Source organism: Bacillus sp. AFS015802, from assembly GCF_002561455.1.
GTDB lineage: Bacteria > Bacillota > Bacilli > Bacillales > Bacillaceae_B > Rossellomorea.
On record NZ_NTUP01000068.1, the window covers coordinates 1 to 17573 of the forward strand.

Consider the following 17573-nt stretch of genomic DNA (forward strand, 5'->3'; position numbering starts at 1 on the left):
GAGGCGGGTTGGTCAGGCCCCCAGATGATAAGGATCCAGCCGAAAACCCGATAAATCCAGCGGTTTTTACGAAAATTCCAGCCGAAATGACCAGGTATTCAGCCGTTCCAGGAAAAAATCAAGCCGATCCTCTCAAGAATTCAGCCGCTTTGCAATAAATGACAATCTCACCCCCCCCCCCCCCCCGGATCCAAACTAAATCAACGCATAAAAAAGAACGGCCCCCTAAAGGACCGTTCTCCCCATTACATCTCGTCTTCGATTTCAGCTTCGAACTTTTGGTTTTCGAATTGAACGCCTACGATATGAACATTCACTTCCTCTGCTTCAAGAGCCGTCATATTCAATAGTGCTTGACGAATATTGTCCTGGATCTTTTGTGCGACAGTCGGGATCGCTACACCGAACTTCATGATGCAGTATACATCCACGATGATCCCTTCTTCCGCAAGCTCCACTTTTACACCTTTACCGTGGTTTTTCTTTCCGAGACGCTCGACTACACCTGTTGCGAAGTTTCCGCGCATCTGTGATACGCCTTCGACCTCGGAAGCAGCGATTCCTGCAATAACTTCGATGACTTCAGGTGCGATTTCAATCTTCCCAAGGCCGTCTTTACCGTGAGACATCTGTAAAAGGTTTTGATTTTCCGCCATGTTTGGCACCTCCTGAATTCACACTAGGATTTCATTACTTCGTATTTCTCTAGGAATTTCGTATTAAATTCCCCACCTACAAAGGTTTCATGTTCCAATACTTTCAAATGGAATGGAATGGTTGTGTGCACTCCCTCAACCACAAATTCACTCAGGGCACGCCTCATTCTTGAAATGGCCTCTTCCCTCGTCGCTCCATATGTGATCACCTTGGCAATCATACTATCGTAATAAGGAGGGATCATATAACCAGGATATGCGGCCGAATCGATTCTTACGCCAATGCCGCCTGGTGGAAGATACATTTCGATCCTTCCTGCTGAAGGCATGAAATTCTTCTCCGGGTTCTCTGCATTTATGCGGCATTCGATGGCCCAGCCGGTGAACGTCACTTCCTCTTGTGTAAGAGAAAGTTTTTCTCCAGATGCAACCAGGATCTGTTCCTTAATCAAATCGACTCCCGTCACCTGTTCGGTAACTGGATGCTCTACCTGGATACGGGTGTTCATTTCCATAAAATAGAACGATTGATTCACGTGGTCATATATGAATTCTACCGTGCCTGCACCCGTATAATCAACCGCTTGGGCTGCTTTTACCGCTGCTTCCCCCATTTTAACACGGATTTCTTCCGTCAGGGCAGGTGACGGTGTTTCTTCGATCAATTTTTGAAGGCGGCGCTGAATCGTACAGTCCCGCTCACCAAGATGGATCACGTTCCCGAAATTATCAGCGAGAACCTGGATTTCCACATGTCTGAAGTCCTCGATGAACTTTTCAATGTAGACTCCAGGGTTTCCGAATGCGGTCATGGCTTCCTGCTGGGTGATCGTTACCCCTTTGACAAGCTCTTCACTGGTTTTCGCAACGCGGATCCCTTTCCCTCCACCACCGGCAGTGGCTTTGATGATGACAGGGTATCCCATGGACTCTGCAAGCTGCACGGCATCTTCCGCATCCTTTACGATCCCTTTCGAACCTGGAACGATGGGAACACCCGCTTCCCTCATGGTTTCACGTGCCACGTCTTTTGTACCCATCTTCGAGATCGCTTCAGGTGAAGGTCCGATGAAGATGATGTTGCAGTCGCGGCACAGGTCTGCAAAATCAGAGTTTTCAGCGAGGAATCCATACCCCGGGTGAATGGCATCACAATCAGTCAGTTTTGCCACGCTAATGATGTTTGTGAAATTCAGATAGCTGTCTTTCGATGCAGTCGGCCCGATACAATACGCTTCATCCGCTAATTGAACATGAAGGGCTTCTTTATCTGCTTCAGAATAAACGGCTACACTTTCAATGCCTAAATCACGGCATGCACGGATGATCCGTACGGCAATTTCTCCTCGATTGGCGATTAGTACCTTTTTTATCATATCTATACTCGCTCCTTATTCAGGTTTAACCAAGAATAACGGCTGTCCATATTCAACTAATTGACCGTCTTTTACTAAGATTTCTACGATTTCGCCTTTTGCTTCGGCTTCGATTTCATTAAAGAGTTTCATGGCTTCTACGATACATACAACAGAGCTTTCATCGACTTTATCGCCGACTTTCACATAAGGCCCTGATTCCGGAGAAGAAGATTGATAGAACGTCCCTACCATCGGAGACGTGATTTTATGTAGGTTTGCATCCTCCACATTTGCCTGAGGCGCTTCCTTCTCTTCTGCACTAACAGATGGAGCCGCACTGGCAACAGGTGCCTGCTGAACTGCCTGGGCTGCCGGTTTCACCTCTTCGACTGCTTGTACCGCCGGCTGGGCAGGAACGGTTACTCCATTATTCTTCTTTAAGTTAATCTTTGAACCTTCATGCTCGTATGTAAACTCTTCAACACTAGATTGATCTACGAGTTTGATTATTTCGCGAATTTCTTGAATTTTCAACACTGTTGACACCCCTCTTATAGTTTTGAAATTATGACTAGCTACTAATATCATACGATAATACCTCGTATAAATTCAATATGCGATTCCTACCATCCTAAAAAAGCGCATACAACTCTATCTCTATTCTAGACCTTTTTGGGTAAAAAATAAAATAATAGAAAGGGATTTTTGATTTATCTGATAAAACTCCTGCATTCAAACAAAAATATGCCGCCTAAAGGATGTCCTTTAGGCGGCATTTGCCTTATCGTCTTCAGTTTGACGGCTGGAATTCAACAGCCACCGGCTTCATTTGACCGACTTCACTCATCACCAGGCGGATGATTTCGTTTGCATCTGCTTTCGTGTGCTCTTTATCCGATTTCACCGTGATACGGATGTTTTCGCCGTTCGCTCTAACCAGGGCATCCTTATACCCCATTGTTTTGATCATGGTTTCGAGTACAGATTCAGTCATGGCTAACTCACGAAGGTTTTCCATTTGCTCGTAGGCTGCACTCTTCTCTTCTGCCGATACATCGGCATTGGCTACTTTCGTTTCCAGTTCTTCGCGAAGCTGTTCACGTTGATCCAGGACTTCGAGTCGCAGTGCTTCGAACATTTCATTTCCCGCCGCGTCCGTCACCACTTCCATATCTGTGCCTGACATGGTCTCTTTATCCCCACTTTTCGCCTGCTCTTTCCCATCCTTCTCCTGATACGCCATATCCGTCGCTTGTTGCGTCGGGGACGTGATGTAATACACTGAAAGTACGATCACAAGACTCAACATCGTCAATAACCAAACCGTTTGTTTTTTAAGTAACATCTATCATTTCCCCCTTATTGTTTGGGCAGGACCGATACACGGTGACTCGGAACATCAAGCGCCCGGGTGACGGCCTCTATAATCCATTTTTTGATTTGTATGTTATCGGCTCCTTTGGCTACTACAAGGACACCGCTGACTTTAGGTTTTTTCGTTTCCTTCACAATGGGAACTTCCTTATCGCCGCTCCTCACGATGACGACTTCTTCTTCCCGTGATTTATCTTCTACGGACCTTTTCCCGCCATTCTTGTCTTCTTCATCGGTGGATTGGATTTGTGTGGATTCTTTTTTTTCGTATATTTTTGATTCCGTCGCTTCCACATTGACAACCACATACACATCGCTTACCCCGACGATTTGATCTAGGGCTTCTTTCAACTGATTTTCGTATTGATCTTCATATCCCCTCATCGAACCATCCGTTTCCTTTTGACTGGATCCGAAAGTCTCCATTTCTCCGGATGTACCGCCATTTACCGGCGCCGCAACCTCCAAGCCGTCATCACTCTTCCAGAGATCACTGATCAGCATGAACGCGACACCCACCAGCAGTACGATGAGAAAATAGTGCAGCCTTTTCCCTTTTTTATCCTTGGGTGGAGAATTGGCGTCTTCCTTTGACAACCATTCCTTCAAAGTATTTAACGGACCTTTATTAAAGTTCATTCGCTTCCCCAGTCCCCCCTTCAACTGTAATCATTATTTTGTCTGGAGTAAGATTCCATTGCTTGGCAAGTAAGGAGGCCAGTTCGGACGTATCCTCTTCCGCTGTTTTTTTTCCAGTGTCAGACCCCGTATCGATTTCTACGTCTTGGATCGTTTCAATCGTGCTGTCCTTTTCGTTTTCTTTATCCTTGATAATCACAGCCACCCCGGTGATACTTTCCGGGACATTTTCCAGGTCTTCCGCTTGCACCGTTATCTTTTCAATGACTTTACCGTGTTCATCCATCAGCTCCTTTTCTGCTTGTTGTTTCATTTGGACAGCCATCTGTTCTAAAATATATGCACGTTGTGAGGCTTGTATTTCTTTTTTCTTCATTTCTATTTCATTTTCCACCGAATTATTCTTGGTGGGGCCATTTAGATCGATCGAATTCATCACCTCATCGAAATCGGTGGACATTAATTTGAAAAGCGGGGTGAGGATGATGGTGATCAGCAGCAGCCCCGTCACGATCTTCGCGTATTTCTGCATGTTGGAACTGGGAAGAAGCATGTCAATGACAGTGGCCAAAAGAACAAAGATAATGATATTCGTGATCCAATCGGTTAGAAATGACATGACACTGCTCCTTCCTATCGCATCATCATCGTGATATTTCCGGCTGCAATGATGACGGTAAGACTTAAGAAAAACATAAAGGACACGATCGCCAGGGCGGCAAATACATAAATCACACTTTTCGCAATCGTATCCAGGCAGTCGATGACCGGTCCTCCTCCCAGCGGTTGAAGAAGGGCCGCGGCCAGCTTGTAAATGAACGCAATCATCAAGATCTTGATGGCCGGGAAGGCTGCAATGATCAGGACGATTGCGACACCGGCGATCCCCACGGTATTCTTTAACAGGACCGATGCACTGATCACTGTGTCCGTTGCATCCGTGAACATCCTGCCGATGACCGGGACAAAGTTACCCGTCACAAATTTCGCCGTGCGGATCGTTATGCCGTCGGTCACTGCCGCCGTCGCACCCTGTACGGATATCACCCCGAGAAAGACGGTCATGAATGCACCTAACAGCCCGATGCTCCATGTACGTAAGAGCTGCGCCAGCTGAGTCACTTTATAATGGCTTGAAAGGGTGCTCACAATACTCAAGAGGGCGGATAGGAACAAGAGGGGCAGAACGACATTCTGAATGAGCAGACCGCTTGTATTCATCAGGAAGATAATCACTGGATGGAAAAACGCCGCTGACACCACTCCCCCCGAAGCGGCAATCAAGGCGAGCAGGAGGGGAATGAGGGCGATGATGAAATGAACCATGGTGGAGATGGCATCCCGGGTGTAGTCGATTGCCACATGAAAACTATTCAGGGCGATGATGATCAGCACCATGAAAATGATACTGTACGCCACCTTGCTGACGCTTCCCCCTTCGAAAGCATTCTGCAGGGATTGAAGGAACATACTGAATATCGTGAGCATGATCAGGGTGCCCAATAACTTCCCATTCATCACAAGCTCCTGAAAGGCAAACTTGAAAATCCCGCTGAACCACGCCTTGAATGAGAACTCTTTCTCCCCTTTCATGAAATCGATCAGACTCCCTTTTTGACTTTCAGGGAGATAGCCGCCGTATTGATCGACGATGCTGTTCCAGTATCCTGTCAATTCTTCAATCCCCAGCCTGTCCAGCTGAGAGTCAATCATTTCCTGCTGAATGGTTGAATCGGGAGGATGCTGTTCGTCTCCTTCTTCTGCTTGTCCACTGGAGGCGGAGACAAAAAAGATAACGAGTGCTATGACGAGTATTCGATATAATGGCAACATTTTTTCCACCTCTTAACGTTTCGCTTATCCAGTCGGAATCATATTGATGATCGTTTCAATAATGACTGTCAAAATGGGCACCGCCATGGCCAAAATCAAAATCTTCCCGGCAAGCTCCACTTTCGCCGCAAGGGCTCCCTGTCCGGCATCTTTCGTAATGTGAGAAGCGAATTCCGCTATGTAGGCGATGCCGATGATTTTAAGGATGGTTTCCACATAGACCATATTCACATTTGCGTTGGCAGCAAGTTTTTCAATCATATGGATGATGGAGTAGATTTGATCGATAAGAAATAAAAAAATCGAACAACCAGTAAATACAATGAGCAGGAAGGCAAAATTAGGCTTTTGTTCTTTTACAATTAAGGCGAGGAAGGTCGCCACCAGCGCTATTCCTACAATTTGGATGATTTCAATCGCGGACGCCCCCTCTATCCTTGATATAAGAAGACCGATTTAATCTTCTGGAACAAATCATCGACTATCGAAGCCACCATGAACAAGATATAAATGAATCCGAATAATGTGACCCACTGGGCATATTCCTTTTTCCCCACCTGATCTAAAATCGTATGCAGGAAAGCCACCACAATCCCTACCCCTGCAATCTTGAAAATAATATCGACGTCAATTCCCATATGTGTTTCCCTCCTGGTTTCTAAGCGCTCATCCCCCATGCGGGAGTGTTCAAATCAAAGCAATAGGATGATCAATAAAAGCCCTGATAGAAAGCCTAAACTCTTTGTCATCTTTTCGTATTTCCGCTGTTTTTCTACGGCTTCCACTTCTTCCCTTTCCAGGTGCTTAAGAGCAAGCTGGATGTGTTTTTGCTGCGTGATCATGTCGTGTCTGCCAAGGTTTTCCCCGAATTGCTTCAGGATTTCATACTCACCGGCCTTAAAAGCCGTTAATTTCCAGATGTCATCCAGGCTCTCATCCCATGCTTTCTTCACTGAAATCTCCTGCTCAGTCAATTTCTTCGAGAATGTTTCAAAAAACCAGGAAACAGGCTTTTGCAGCTGCTTGGAAATTTTCCTTGTCGCTTCATGCAAAGGGGTATGGCTGTAAGTGATCTCAGCTTCCAGCGACTGAAGTGCCACCTTTAACAACCGAAGCTGCCTCGGTCGTTCCGTCAAATATTTTGAGGCCTCGAACCCTGCCCAGGAAGTAGAAAGGAGAATAAATACAGCACCGATAAGTTTAATCATTTATGTCACACTCACTTTTTTCAGAAGAGATTGCCCATGCTCGTTCCACACTTCATGGACCTTACCAGGTTCATCCCCTCTCCTCAGTTCCACGAATCGCTCGATTGTTTTAAGACTCACAATGTCTTTGATCACAGGTCTCTTACTGACCTCGCTCAAAGTGGCTCCATGCGTCGTCATCACGAGGGTGATACCGGCATTCACTGCCTCCTGGATGGCTTGACCATCTTCCATCCTTCCGATTTCATCCACAATCAGGACATCGGGACTCATTGAGCGGATCAGCATCATCATGCCCTCAGCCTTTGGACAGGCATCCAGCACGTCCACTCTCGGCCCGAACATCAGCTGGGGGATCCCGTTCACACAACCGGCAATCTCAGATCGTTCATCGACGATCCCCACCTTATAAGGGGGAATATTCCTTTCAGGGATCCCCGTCGAAATCATCCTGGCGAGATCCCGGAGCAGTGTCGTCTTCCCGGTCTGGGGTGAGCCGATCATCATCGTATGCTTCCAGCCATCCTCATAAACATACGGTAGTATCGACTGTGCTATGCCAAGCTTTTGTCTGGCGATCCGGATGTTGAAAGAAGAGAGATTCCGGATTCCCTTCACGGCACCGCCTTCTATTATCACCTTCCCGGCAAGCCCGACACGATGCCCGCCTTCAATGGTGATATAGCCTCTCTTCAATTCTTCTTCCAATGTATAAAATGAATGGCGTGATAACTTGTTAATGAGCTGTTCACTGTCTTCCTCTGTCACGGTATAGGGCAGAAAATATGGCTTCCCCCGTGCCGTAACCTCCAATACGCGGTTGGTACGAACCCTGATTTCTTCTATCCGGTCAATCAGATCTTGTGGAAGGGACAGGACTTTGTCAGTTATAGTGCTGGGGAGTATGGCTAGAACTTCTTGCATATTGAGTACCTCCTAATCTGGTTCCACTTCAGGAATTTTGACGATCAAATTAATCTTTCGTACATGCTTCCCGATAATACAATGTATTCTAGTGAAATAAGATTATGACAGTAGAGTTGGAAGATTTGAGGGAGGGATTTAAACACTTTGAATCGCGGTGCAGGGGATGGAGGGGTAAGGGGATAAGAGAGGCACACCGAATTCCCGGCAATAAAAAAAGCCTGAACGAGAGTCATCCCGTTCAGGCTTATCCATTATTTATCCACGCGATACGTAAGATCCGTCCGTGGTATTGATGATTAATGTATCCCCTTCGTTTACGAAGAATGGTACGTTAACCACGAGTCCTGTTTCAACAGTAGCCGGCTTTGAACCACCGGAAGCAGTATCACCTTTGATTCCTGGTTCAGTTTCCGTCACTTTCAGTTCAACTGAGTTCGGAAGTTCCACCCCAAGGGTTTCTCCCCCGTACATCATGATGGATACTTCCATATTTTCTTTCAAGTATTTCAATTCATATTCGATGGAAGTAGCAGGAAGCTCAATTTGATCGTAGCTTTCATTATCCATAAATACATGCATGTCCCCATTTGCATACAGGTACTGCATTTTACGGTTATCAATTTGTGCTTTTCCTACTTTTTCACCTGCACGGAATGTTTTCTCCTGAATGGCACCTGTGCGAAGGTTACGGAGTTTAGAGCGGACGAAAGCTGCCCCTTTACCGGGTTTAACGTGTTGGAAATCGATTACTCTCCAAATGCCGTTGTCGACTTCAATCGTTAAGCCTGTACGAAAATCATTTACTGAAATCATGTTTATTCCTCCTATTGTCTAGTAGGCCTTGTTCAGGACTAAAATGGTAGAATGATTAGATCTTTTGTTGAGTGTGTAAGGGTTTCATTCGAATCTTCCGTAATGAGTGTATCATCCTCGATACGTACGCCGCCAACACCCGGTACATAGACACCTGGTTCAACCGTTACAATCATTCTAGGCTCAAGAACCACATCAGAGCGTGTGGAGAGTCCTGGTCCCTCGTGTACTTCGAGACCGATCCCATGTCCTAATGTATGGCCGAAGTACTCACCATAACCTTTTTCCGTTATGTAATCGCGTGCGATCGCATCCGCTTCTTTACCAGTCATGCCCGGCTTGATTTGTTCCATTGCAAGTAGCTGTGATTGAAGGACTACATCGTAGATCTCCTTCAATTTCTCGCTTGGTTCCCCTACAGATAAGGTGCGTGTCATGTCGGAGCAATATCCTTTATAGTATGCACCATAATCCAACGTTACAAAATCACCTTTTTCAATGACTTTATCACTTGCCACCCCATGAGGAAGTGCAGAACGATTACCAGAGGCTACGATGATATCAAAAGATGATGACGTCGCTCCTGCTTTTCTCATGAAGAATTCTAATTCGTTGGAAACTTCTAACTCTGTCACACCCGGTTTGATAAAATCTAAAATATGCTTAAATGCTGCATCGGCAATATCCGCCGCATCCTTAATTATATTAAGCTCTTCAGGTGTCTTAATCAAGCGTAACTTTTCCACAAGGCCTGATACAGGCACCAATTCCGCTTCCACTGCATCCCGGTAGCTTTCGTATGCACTGTAAGTCATGTCGTTCTTTTCAAAACCGAGTTTTTGTATGCCCAGGCTTTTAGCCTGTTTCGCTACTTCTTCATGAATCGGCCCCTTGTGCTGGACGATTTCATAATCAGCCGCCTGTTCTGTCGCCTGCTCTATGTATCTGAAATCTGTAATGAACAGGGCCTTCTCTTTTGAAATCAGCACGACACCGGATGAACCCGTAAAGTTTGTCATGTAGCGGCGATTATAAGTACTCGTCAATAAAATTCCATCAAGTTCATTTTCTGAAAAGCTTTCACGTAATCGTTCAATTTTCAATGTCATCCACTCCCTTAATATTCTTTATAATGGCTTGCAGGGCTAAATTGTAGCCAAATAGACCGAACCCGACTATCTGCCCAATGGTTTCAGGGGCAATCACAGACTGATGCCTAAACTCTTCCCGCGCATGAATATTGGATATATGCACTTCCACCACAGGGACGGAGATGGATGCCACTGCGTCTCTAATGGCATAGCTGTAATGGGTAAACGCACCGGGGTTCATGATGATCCCCCCATAACCTTCATCCTCTGCTTTGTGGATGATATCAATCATATCCCCTTCATGATTGGACTGGGCTGAAACCAACTGGAAGCCTTCTTCTTCTGCTTGCTTTCTTACGTTTTCCTCTAATTGAGACAAAGTGATATGGCCATAGATATCAGGTTCACGCTTCCCTAACCTGTTTAAATTGGGACCGTTTAGCAGTAAGATTTTCACCATATGTAAACTCCTAAAAAAAAGAATGTTCATCATGAACATTCTAACATAAACCATTTACCTATACCTACATAATTGTCTGATAAATAGCATTTCTTAATGAGAAACTTCGCCTGATTTTTCCTTTTCATCCTGATGCCTTAATTCATTTTCTTCATATGAAATTGAGTAACCTATAAATACCCCATATAGAATATACAAACAAAAGGTGGTGATCAAGGTGTGATAATCAATCGCTGTAAACGATTTAATGCTCGGGAAAAGCGGATTAAGCAAAAGGAAAAAAGCCAGGTATAAGGCAATTCCGTACGCTGCACCTACCCACATGGACTTGAATTTCCGCAACAGGCCATAATAAATGAGGGCCACACCGATCGATATGACACCGTAGGCGACGATGGATAGAACGACCCCAATCCATTTATCCGCCCAATTTCCTACTGCCCAAGGTTCGAATATGATATTCGGTTCAATTTTCGTAAAGGAAAAGAAGTGACAAATGTACGCGATTGAACTCCATAGCATACCCCCAATAAAGCCCGTCACGACGACCATCGCCATAAAGGAAAGCGGTTTTTCACTTTGATTCTGTTCCAACCGGGGATTTTCTTTGCTTTCTTCCGATCCATTCTGGACTTTCTCATGTTGCCCTTTTTGTTCTGCCATCTGTAACACCTCCATTCGTAGTATGTCCCATCGAGTGAAACACTTGCATGGAATTGCCGATTTTTGATTTGGAACGCTGGAGAGCGGATAAGAAATCTGTTATTATGATGGCTCCCTCTAGTGCTTTTCTTCAATATTTAGTAAAATAGATAGTATCTTTCAAAGTTTCAGAAAAATAATTGGTGAACGTCACATAATTCCCCTTATAAAAATTACACATATGCGGTTAAAAATCAGGGTATTTGTCTAGAATAATAGTATAGTGATTATTTAAAACGGCAAGTCATGTAAGGAGGTGGCTTTGTTGAACGCTCGTAATATCTTTGTTTTCACACTCATATTGTTGGCTATCATCGGGCTCGGGACGTCCCTGTTCGGTAATCCTTTAGGGCTCGCAAGACAATTGCTCGTAACGGCAGCCGTCATCGGAATCATCTATTTCATTTATAGAAGATGGTTCAGCGGAAGGCGGTCTGGTAACAGCAATGAACAGAGAGCGTTTGTTAAAGCAGCCAAGCAATCAAAGAAGCGGCATAAGAAGAAATCCACAAGTAAGCCTCAGGTATCGAATATGTCCAAAAAACGTCCGATACGAAAGAAATCCAATGCCAAATTAACCGTAATCGAAGGAAAAAAGAATAAAAAAAACAATCGAGCTTCATTTTAGGAGCCCGATTGTTTTTTTAATGTGGCCATTTTTGCAAAAAGGCCTCCGCCTTTGATTTACCGTATAGGATAAGTTCCGTTTTCCTTTCAGGAGTCAGCTCGAATTCGGTCGTGAGCACTCCTTTGGTGGGGACGAAAATGATATTCTTTTCATGTTTTCTGGAAATATACCTTGAATCGTGGGCATCTTTCATGGTCGTAAAAAGCGCTTCGTATAAATCAATGGCATTTTTGATTTGTTTTTTCGGCTTCGCCAACAGATCATGACTCAGTTTCACTCCGATGACCGGCCTTACCTTCTTCACGTTCTCCCTGTCAAAGAGCCACATGGGAAAATTACTGAGCACGCCTCCATCAACCATAAGACTCACCCCTTCCAATGAGCGTAACTTAACGGGTTCAAAAAAGTAAGGAAGGCTCGCACTCATCCGGATCGCCCGTGCAACAGGAAAAGTTTCTTTCGCTATTCCGTACTTCTCCAGGTCATCGGGGAGGACCAGCAATCTCCCGTTTGACAGATCTGACGCAATGACACGGAGGGATTGAGGAGGTAAATCGGCAAACGTATAGATCCCTCTCGCTTTCAACCTTTCTTCCAGCCAGCTTTCAAGTGCCTTTCCTTTGTATAACCCTAAACGATAGTAAACGCGAAACCACTTTAAGATAGGAAGGGAAATGATTGCGTTTGAATCCAGCAGTTTTTTCAAATCAACATCATCCATGATTTTGAGCAGTTCACCGCTTGTATACCCTGCAGCGATAAAAGCGGCAATCACAGCCCCTGCACTGGTTCCCGCCAGCCTCTTGAAGGTGTATCCCTTCTCCTCTATCGCTTGATATGCTCCAATCAGGGCGAACCCCTTTATGCCTCCACCGGAAAACACGCCATCGATGTCCACAGGCTCCACTCCTCTTAGGTGTATTACTACATCTTTAATTCACCAGAAAGGATTTTAGACTAAAAAAAATAGGAGGGGAACCAGTCCCCTCCTACTCATCTAAAAAATTATAGTCCACACTTCAGCTGAGCGCCGCAGTTCGTACAAGTATTGCAGCCACCCATATCTTTTACCGTTCCTTTACGGCAGACAGGGCAGGTATTGCCCACTTCCGAACCGATGGTCACGTCAGTTGAACGTACGTCCTGGATCGTATCCAGTAATACAATCGGCTTTTTGGATGTTGGAATTTCGTGTTGATCCTGTTCATTCTCATCATCAAAGCTGTTTTCTTCTGCTTTAAGGGTCAGAACTTGAGAATCACGGCTGCCGTCGACGTACACGGTACCTCCCTTGGCTCCCCCTTTATAAAGGCGCTCATACACTTTTTCCACCTGTTCCACCGTGTAACCACGAGGGGCATTGACGGTTTTCGAAATGGAACTGTCGATCCAGTTCTGGATGACACATTGAACATCTGCATGCGCTTGTGGCGCAAGGCTCATAGAAGATACAAACCATTCTGGAAGGTTGTCGGCGTCTGCTTCCGGATTTCTCTTTAAGTAATCCTCTACAATATCCGCTTTCACTTCGATAAATTTACCAAGACGGCCGCTTCTGTAATATGTGAAAGAGAAGTAAGGCTCGAGACCTGTAGATACACCAACCATCGTACCTGTTGAACCTGTTGGAGCAACGGTTAACAAGTGGGAGTTGCGAATTCCGTACTGTTGGATGTCATCCCGTACATCTTCAGGCATTTTCTTCATGAAACCTGTTTCCACAAACGCTTTTCGTAAAGCCTTCGTTTCTTCGTCGGTGCTTCCAGTAAGGAATGGGAAGCTTCCCTTTTCCTTGGATAATTCAACGGATGCACGATAAGCGGTGGTTGCGATTGCTTCAAACACCTCATCCACAAGCTGGTTTCCTTCTACTGAACCGTATTCTTTTTCACAGTAGATCAATAAGTCAGCAAGACCCATTACGCCGAGGCCGACACGTCGCTCACCCAGCGCCTGCTTCTTGTTTTCATCCAGGAAGTATGGTGTCGCATCGATGACGTTGTCCTGCATGCGAACACCGACTTCAACGGTACGTTTCAGCTTTTCGAAATCAACGGTTTTCGTCTCTTTATCCGCGAATTGGGCAAGATTGACGGCTGCCAGGTTACACACGGAATATGGAGCAAGGGGCTGCTCGCCACATGGATTCGTTGCGACGACCTTTTGTCCGTACGCTTTCGCATTCGTCATATCATTCGCGTTATCAATGAAGAAGATTCCAGGTTCGGCTGAGTACGTTGCACACACATTGATCAGGTTCCAAAGCTCTTTCGCCTTGATCTTGCGGTAGGTACGGACCTTGTAGCCGAGCTTTTCCCACTCGCGGACGTCCCCTACGTTGTGCCATTCTTCATTATAGTAAGCCATTTGCTCTTCATTGTAACTTTCCACATCCGGGAAGCGCAGCTCATACTCACGATCGTTTTCCACGGCTTCCATAAAATCGCTGGTCAGGCAGACGGAGATATTCGCCCCTGTCAAAAACTCAGGATTATGGACACTGTAAGTTCCGCCGGTGCGCAGCTTTTCTTCCGCATTCTTAAGGATCTTCGCATCAAATCCACCATAGCCGGGGATTTGTCTGTAATTCAGGATCCCTTGATACATCGCTTCCTCCTGTTCAGTCAGAGGAGTGAATTTCAGCTTCTCCTGAGCCGCCTTTTTGATGGTTTCATCTTCTGTGTTTTCAAGAAGGTAGCGCAGGATACGCGGGTTTTGCATTTTAGAAATAATGAATTCAATAATATCGGGATGCCAATCTGAAAGCATGATCATCTGAGCCAATATGTTACGTTGATTCGTTACATCAACTCTCTAAGTCGCCTTAGAGTTCAGACCATATCTTACACTCATTTGAGTGTCCTCGCACTTCGGAGTCACTCGACTCCTACTCTACTCGCTTCCGCCAGATGCAGCGTGCTTTCGATGGTCGTTGAACCTTCTCCATTACAGAGGAGCTTGGCTGCTGATTGTCTTTATCCACTTACTGTTTTTAAGCATTCACGTTTGCCGTTTCCGGCTGCGTTGTAGCCAGTAAGTCATTTAAAGAGTTTCCAGCAATTCACGAGGTTTATTTATAGACGAGGCACTTATGCTGTTTTACCACGTCTTGAACCGCCCTGCTCAACCAAGTGAGTCAGTTTCGCGATGTCATCCAGCCAGGAAACGGAACCTGATGATTTACCGTTGACACCTTTTGCTAGAGTATTGCGTGGACGAAGGGTCGATCCGTTCGTTCCGACTCCACCGCCGCGGCTCATGATCTCCATCACCTGCTTGCGGTGTTCTGAGATACCTTCGCGGGAATCCTGTACGAATGGCATCACATAACAGTTGAAGTAGGTTACGTCCGTCCCTGCACCAGCTCCGTAAAGAACACGTCCGGCAGGAACAAAGTGCAGGTTCACCAGTTCATGGTAGAATTTTTCAAACCAAACCTGTCTCTTTTCAGGAGTTTCTTCCACTTCTGCCAAGCCTGTTGCGTTACGCTTCGCAATTTGTTCATAGTAGACTTCCAGTGGTTTTTCAATGACATCAAGTGTCCTTGAGACAATCCCTGTCTCCATTTCCTCCGGCTTGTCGATGGCACTTCTGTATTCTTCTTCGATCCAAACATCTGCTTTTTTCGTTTCCCAATCGATGCTTGTGATGTAACCTAATCCCCTTGCAGGGAATTTCGGATCTTCTTTGATGGTGAGGACCACGAAGTCACCTTGTGATAGAGTGATCTTTGCCGTGTCTTTGAAAGAATAACGATCAATCATGACAAGGCGGGATACACCTTTGTGTGTAGTATTCATATCCGGGGTAATGGGGTGTACTTGAGGAAACAATCCAATATCCTTATTTAATCTCTCGGTGTTTAATTTCATTGTGTTTTTCGACGCAACAGTCATAAAGACAACTCCTTCTATCTCAAATGTTTCGGTTTATGTTTTTTCGATGATGTTTTATATCAATTATTAAGATATCATAGCCATTCTGGAAAAGCAATAAATAAACACAACATATTGTGTGCGAAAATTTATTAAGCACACCATATATTGTGTTTCAGGTCAATAGGTCATTTGTTTGTCAAACGGATAATAAGCCAATAAAAATAGAAAACAGGAGAAAATAATAGAAAATCATATAATACTCCAACCATTTCTATTAATTTAGAACTTGATATAATATAAAGTCGTGAAATCATTGGTAAAATAGGAAAAAAGCGACAACCATCGCTTTTTTTCTACAAAAAATTTTTTAACGTTTAAAGTTCCAATCATCTGATTCATAACGCGATTTGGCAAGCTCCACCACATATTGTGTTTCCTCTTCAGAAAGCTCATATGGTTCAAGGTCGATATTCAACCCTTCCTCAAACCCTTTCTTGAACGCTTCCTTGGCCATATCCATGGTGACCGTCTCAGGACTGATTTCGTTCATGGCAACAGCCTTGCTTTTAAATGCGCGCTGCATACGCTCTTTTACCCTGTCAGAGGGATACTTAAACAGACTGAATAATTTATCTTCGTCAAGGTCCAGCAGGATGGATCCGTGCTGAAGGATGACACCTTTTTGTCTGGTCTGTGCACTGCCTGCCACTTTTCGGCCTTCAACGACTAACTCATACCAGCTCGGTGCGTCAAAACAAACGGCAGACCGCGGGTTTTTCAATCCTTCCCGTTCTTCTGCTGTTTTCGGAACGGCAAAGTAGGCTTCGAGACCGAGTGCTTGGAACCCCTTCAGGATTCCTTCCGAGATGACACGGTACGCTTCCGTTACGGTTTTAGGCATTTCAGGGTGATCTTCTGAAACGATGACGCTGTAAGTCAATTCATGTTCATGCAGTACTCCTCTGCCCCCCGTCGGACGCCTTACAAACCCAAGACCGTGTTCTTTGACGGCGTCGAGATTGATTTCTTTTTCTACTTTTTGAAAGTATCCGACCGAGAGGGTCGCCGGGTCCCACCCGTAAAACCGGATCGTCGGAGGGATCTTCCCCGCACTGTGCCAATCGAGCAATGCCTCATCAAGGGCCATATTATAAGAAGGGGAGCAATTCCCAGAGTCAATGAATCTCCACGTTTCCTTTTTCATGCATCATACCTCATTTATATCTTCTGTTTTGAAATATTGTTATGTAATCAAACTACTTCTTTCGAGTCCGTTACTAGTCTATCAAATCCAATCCAAAAAACAAAGAAAAACAGATTGGAAAGTCTTTGCTGTAAAATAAAAAATATGTTTTGATTCTCAGGGCTTTCATGAATATAATAGAAGATAGCGCATTTGTAGAAAGGAGCATGAATGATGGAAGGATTATATATTCTTTTAGTCGTACTGGGTGGAATCATTGTTTATTCACTTTTTACGTTCTTCTATCAAAAGAGAATTGTGAATACACTGAATGAAGAAGAATTTCGAGCAGGATATCGTAAAGCTCAATTGATAGATGTTCGTGAAGCGAATGAATTTGAAAACGGTCACGTCCTTGGTGCACGGAATATCCCATTGTCACAGATCAAAATGAGACAAAAGGAAATCCGTTCGGATCAGCCCGTATACCTTTATTGCCAAAGCGGACTCCGCAGCGGGAGAGCAGCTCAAATGCTGCACAAGAAAGGTTACCGCGACCTTCACCAGTTGCAGGGCGGCTTTAAAAAGTGGACAGGCAAAGTGAAGCATAAAAAATGATGTAAGAAGATCGCCTTTTGGGCGATCTTTTTTTGGTTGGTGGAAGTAGTCGGTTAGGCTGGCGAAAGGGAGTGTGCTAGTGATGTGGGTAACCTCGATTTGATTGTGATTAAATGTAATATAGCTGGATTAACGGGGAAAACGGCTGGTTTATCGCCAACATCGGCAGGATTCCTCGCGAAAATCAGTCAAATAAAATCCCCAC

Annotated in this window: 19 protein-coding genes and 2 pseudogenes; 2 read left to right on the forward strand and 19 right to left on the reverse strand. The window is 45.0% G+C overall.

The genetic code is table 11. From position 1 onward, the window contains the following. Positions 1-245: 245 nt before the first annotated feature. From CN378_RS20470 to CN378_RS20540, 15 genes are all read right to left on the reverse strand, one after another. Positions 246-656 (reverse strand): Asp23/Gls24 family envelope stress response protein, encoded by a 411-nt coding sequence (locus CN378_RS20470; RefSeq protein ID WP_098354353.1) that lies wholly within the window; start codon positions 654-656, stop codon positions 246-248. A gap of 23 nt (positions 657-679) precedes the next feature. Beyond that, positions 680-2032 (reverse strand): acetyl-CoA carboxylase biotin carboxylase subunit, encoded by a 1353-nt coding sequence (accC, locus tag CN378_RS20475; RefSeq protein WP_098354354.1) that lies wholly within the window; start codon positions 2030-2032, stop codon positions 680-682. A 15-nt stretch (positions 2033-2047) separates the two neighbouring features. Continuing rightward, positions 2048-2551 carry an acetyl-CoA carboxylase biotin carboxyl carrier protein gene (gene accB, locus CN378_RS20480; RefSeq protein ID WP_098354355.1) on the reverse strand — a complete coding sequence of 168 codons (504 nt, stop codon included), beginning with the start codon at positions 2549-2551 and terminating at the stop codon, positions 2048-2050. A 253-nt stretch (positions 2552-2804) separates the two neighbouring features. Next, a complete protein-coding gene (locus CN378_RS20485) occupies positions 2805-3359 on the reverse strand; it encodes a SpoIIIAH-like family protein (protein WP_098354356.1) in 555 nt (184 codons plus the stop codon). A gap of 14 nt (positions 3360-3373) precedes the next feature. Then, positions 3374-4027, reverse strand: coding sequence for a stage III sporulation protein AG (spoIIIAG, locus tag CN378_RS20490; RefSeq protein WP_098354357.1), 654 nt, complete (start codon positions 4025-4027; stop codon positions 3374-3376). Beyond that, positions 4017-4646 (reverse strand): stage III sporulation protein AF, encoded by a 630-nt coding sequence (gene spoIIIAF, locus CN378_RS20495; protein ID WP_098354358.1) that lies wholly within the window; start codon positions 4644-4646, stop codon positions 4017-4019. The genes spoIIIAG and spoIIIAF overlap by 11 nt, the downstream gene beginning before the upstream one ends. A 14-nt stretch (positions 4647-4660) precedes the next feature. Further along, positions 4661-5860: a stage III sporulation protein AE gene (gene spoIIIAE, locus CN378_RS20500; RefSeq protein WP_098354359.1), complete on the reverse strand. Its 1200-nt coding sequence runs from the start codon at positions 5858-5860 to the stop codon at positions 4661-4663. Between the two features lie 24 nt (positions 5861-5884). Continuing rightward, complete coding sequence (spoIIIAD, locus tag CN378_RS20505; protein WP_098354360.1) at positions 5885-6277, reverse strand: stage III sporulation protein AD; 393 nt, start codon at positions 6275-6277, stop codon at positions 5885-5887. A 14-nt stretch (positions 6278-6291) separates the two neighbouring features. Next, positions 6292-6498: a stage III sporulation protein AC gene (gene spoIIIAC / locus CN378_RS20510; RefSeq protein ID WP_034758004.1), complete on the reverse strand. Its 207-nt coding sequence runs from the start codon at positions 6496-6498 to the stop codon at positions 6292-6294. 54 nt (positions 6499-6552) lie between these two features. Next, positions 6553-7068: a stage III sporulation protein SpoIIIAB gene (gene spoIIIAB, locus CN378_RS20515; RefSeq protein WP_098354361.1), complete on the reverse strand. Its 516-nt coding sequence runs from the start codon at positions 7066-7068 to the stop codon at positions 6553-6555. Then, positions 7069-7992: a stage III sporulation protein AA gene (gene spoIIIAA, locus CN378_RS20520; RefSeq protein WP_098354362.1), complete on the reverse strand. Its 924-nt coding sequence runs from the start codon at positions 7990-7992 to the stop codon at positions 7069-7071. A 258-nt stretch (positions 7993-8250) separates the two neighbouring features. Next, positions 8251-8808 (reverse strand): elongation factor P, encoded by a 558-nt coding sequence (gene efp, locus CN378_RS20525; protein ID WP_098354363.1) that lies wholly within the window; start codon positions 8806-8808, stop codon positions 8251-8253. A gap of 38 nt (positions 8809-8846) precedes the next feature. After that, positions 8847-9911 carry a M24 family metallopeptidase gene (locus CN378_RS20530; RefSeq protein ID WP_257141225.1) on the reverse strand — a complete coding sequence of 355 codons (1065 nt, stop codon included), beginning with the start codon at positions 9909-9911 and terminating at the stop codon, positions 8847-8849. Further along, positions 9901-10359 carry a type II 3-dehydroquinate dehydratase gene (gene aroQ / locus CN378_RS20535; protein ID WP_098354365.1) on the reverse strand — a complete coding sequence of 153 codons (459 nt, stop codon included), beginning with the start codon at positions 10357-10359 and terminating at the stop codon, positions 9901-9903. Before aroQ ends, CN378_RS20530 begins: the two co-directional genes overlap by 11 nt. A 93-nt stretch (positions 10360-10452) precedes the next feature. Beyond that, positions 10453-11022 carry a YqhR family membrane protein gene (locus tag CN378_RS20540; protein WP_098354366.1) on the reverse strand — a complete coding sequence of 190 codons (570 nt, stop codon included), beginning with the start codon at positions 11020-11022 and terminating at the stop codon, positions 10453-10455. Between the two features lie 304 nt (positions 11023-11326). On the opposite strand from CN378_RS20540, the gene CN378_RS20545 reads away from it, so the two are divergent. Then, positions 11327-11689 (forward strand): SA1362 family protein, encoded by a 363-nt coding sequence (locus CN378_RS20545; protein WP_098354367.1) that lies wholly within the window; start codon positions 11327-11329, stop codon positions 11687-11689. 16 nt (positions 11690-11705) lie between these two features. Here CN378_RS20545 and CN378_RS20550 read toward each other — a convergent pair whose 3' ends face one another. The 4 genes and pseudogenes from CN378_RS20550 to CN378_RS20565 form a co-directional block, all read right to left on the reverse strand. Continuing rightward, entirely contained in the window at positions 11706-12587 is an 882-nt protein-coding gene (locus CN378_RS20550) for a patatin-like phospholipase family protein (protein ID WP_098354368.1), read from the reverse strand. A gap of 107 nt (positions 12588-12694) precedes the next feature. Beyond that, positions 12695-14470: pseudogene (locus CN378_RS20555) on the reverse strand (vitamin B12-dependent ribonucleotide reductase); the annotation flags it as partial. Between the two features lie 320 nt (positions 14471-14790). Beyond that, positions 14791-15585 (reverse strand): annotated as a pseudogene (locus CN378_RS20560) (ribonucleotide reductase N-terminal alpha domain-containing protein); the annotation flags it as partial. 349 nt (positions 15586-15934) lie between these two features. Then, positions 15935-16771, reverse strand: coding sequence for a lipoate--protein ligase family protein (locus CN378_RS20565; RefSeq protein ID WP_098354371.1), 837 nt, complete (start codon positions 16769-16771; stop codon positions 15935-15937). A gap of 213 nt (positions 16772-16984) precedes the next feature. On the opposite strand from CN378_RS20565, the gene CN378_RS20570 reads away from it, so the two are divergent. After that, entirely contained in the window at positions 16985-17368 is a 384-nt protein-coding gene (locus CN378_RS20570) for a rhodanese-like domain-containing protein (protein ID WP_098354372.1), read from the forward strand. Positions 17369-17573: the final 205 nt, after the last annotated feature.

Bases quoted from the DNA above. Each gene is read 5' to 3' on its own strand.
- spoIIIAF (WP_098354358.1), bottom strand. From the start codon at position 4,646: ATGTCATTTCTAACCGATTGGATCACGAATATCATTATCTTTGTTCTT.
- CN378_RS20540 (WP_098354366.1), bottom strand. From the start codon at position 11,022: ATGGCAGAACAAAAAGGGCAACATGAGAAAGTCCAGAATGGATCGGAA.
- CN378_RS20470 (WP_098354353.1), bottom strand. From the start codon at position 656: ATGGCGGAAAATCAAAACCTTTTACAGATGTCTCACGGTAAAGACGGC.
- spoIIIAA (WP_098354362.1), bottom strand. From the start codon at position 7,992: ATGCAAGAAGTTCTAGCCATACTCCCCAGCACTATAACTGACAAAGTC.
- spoIIIAG (WP_098354357.1), bottom strand. From the start codon at position 4,027: ATGAACTTTAATAAAGGTCCGTTAAATACTTTGAAGGAATGGTTGTCA.
- accC (WP_098354354.1), bottom strand. From the start codon at position 2,032: ATGATAAAAAAGGTACTAATCGCCAATCGAGGAGAAATTGCCGTACGG.
- spoIIIAB (WP_098354361.1), bottom strand. From the start codon at position 7,068: ATGATTAAACTTATCGGTGCTGTATTTATTCTCCTTTCTACTTCCTGG.
- CN378_RS20485 (WP_098354356.1), bottom strand. From the start codon at position 3,359: ATGTTACTTAAAAAACAAACGGTTTGGTTATTGACGATGTTGAGTCTT.
- CN378_RS20570 (WP_098354372.1), top strand. From the start codon at position 16,985: ATGGAAGGATTATATATTCTTTTAGTCGTACTGGGTGGAATCATTGTT.
- efp (WP_098354363.1), bottom strand. From the start codon at position 8,808: ATGATTTCAGTAAATGATTTTCGTACAGGCTTAACGATTGAAGTCGAC.
- CN378_RS20565 (WP_098354371.1), bottom strand. From the start codon at position 16,771: ATGAAAAAGGAAACGTGGAGATTCATTGACTCTGGGAATTGCTCCCCT.
- spoIIIAC (WP_034758004.1), bottom strand. From the start codon at position 6,498: ATGGGAATTGACGTCGATATTATTTTCAAGATTGCAGGGGTAGGGATT.
- spoIIIAE (WP_098354359.1), bottom strand. From the start codon at position 5,860: ATGTTGCCATTATATCGAATACTCGTCATAGCACTCGTTATCTTTTTT.
- aroQ (WP_098354365.1), bottom strand. From the start codon at position 10,359: ATGGTGAAAATCTTACTGCTAAACGGTCCCAATTTAAACAGGTTAGGG.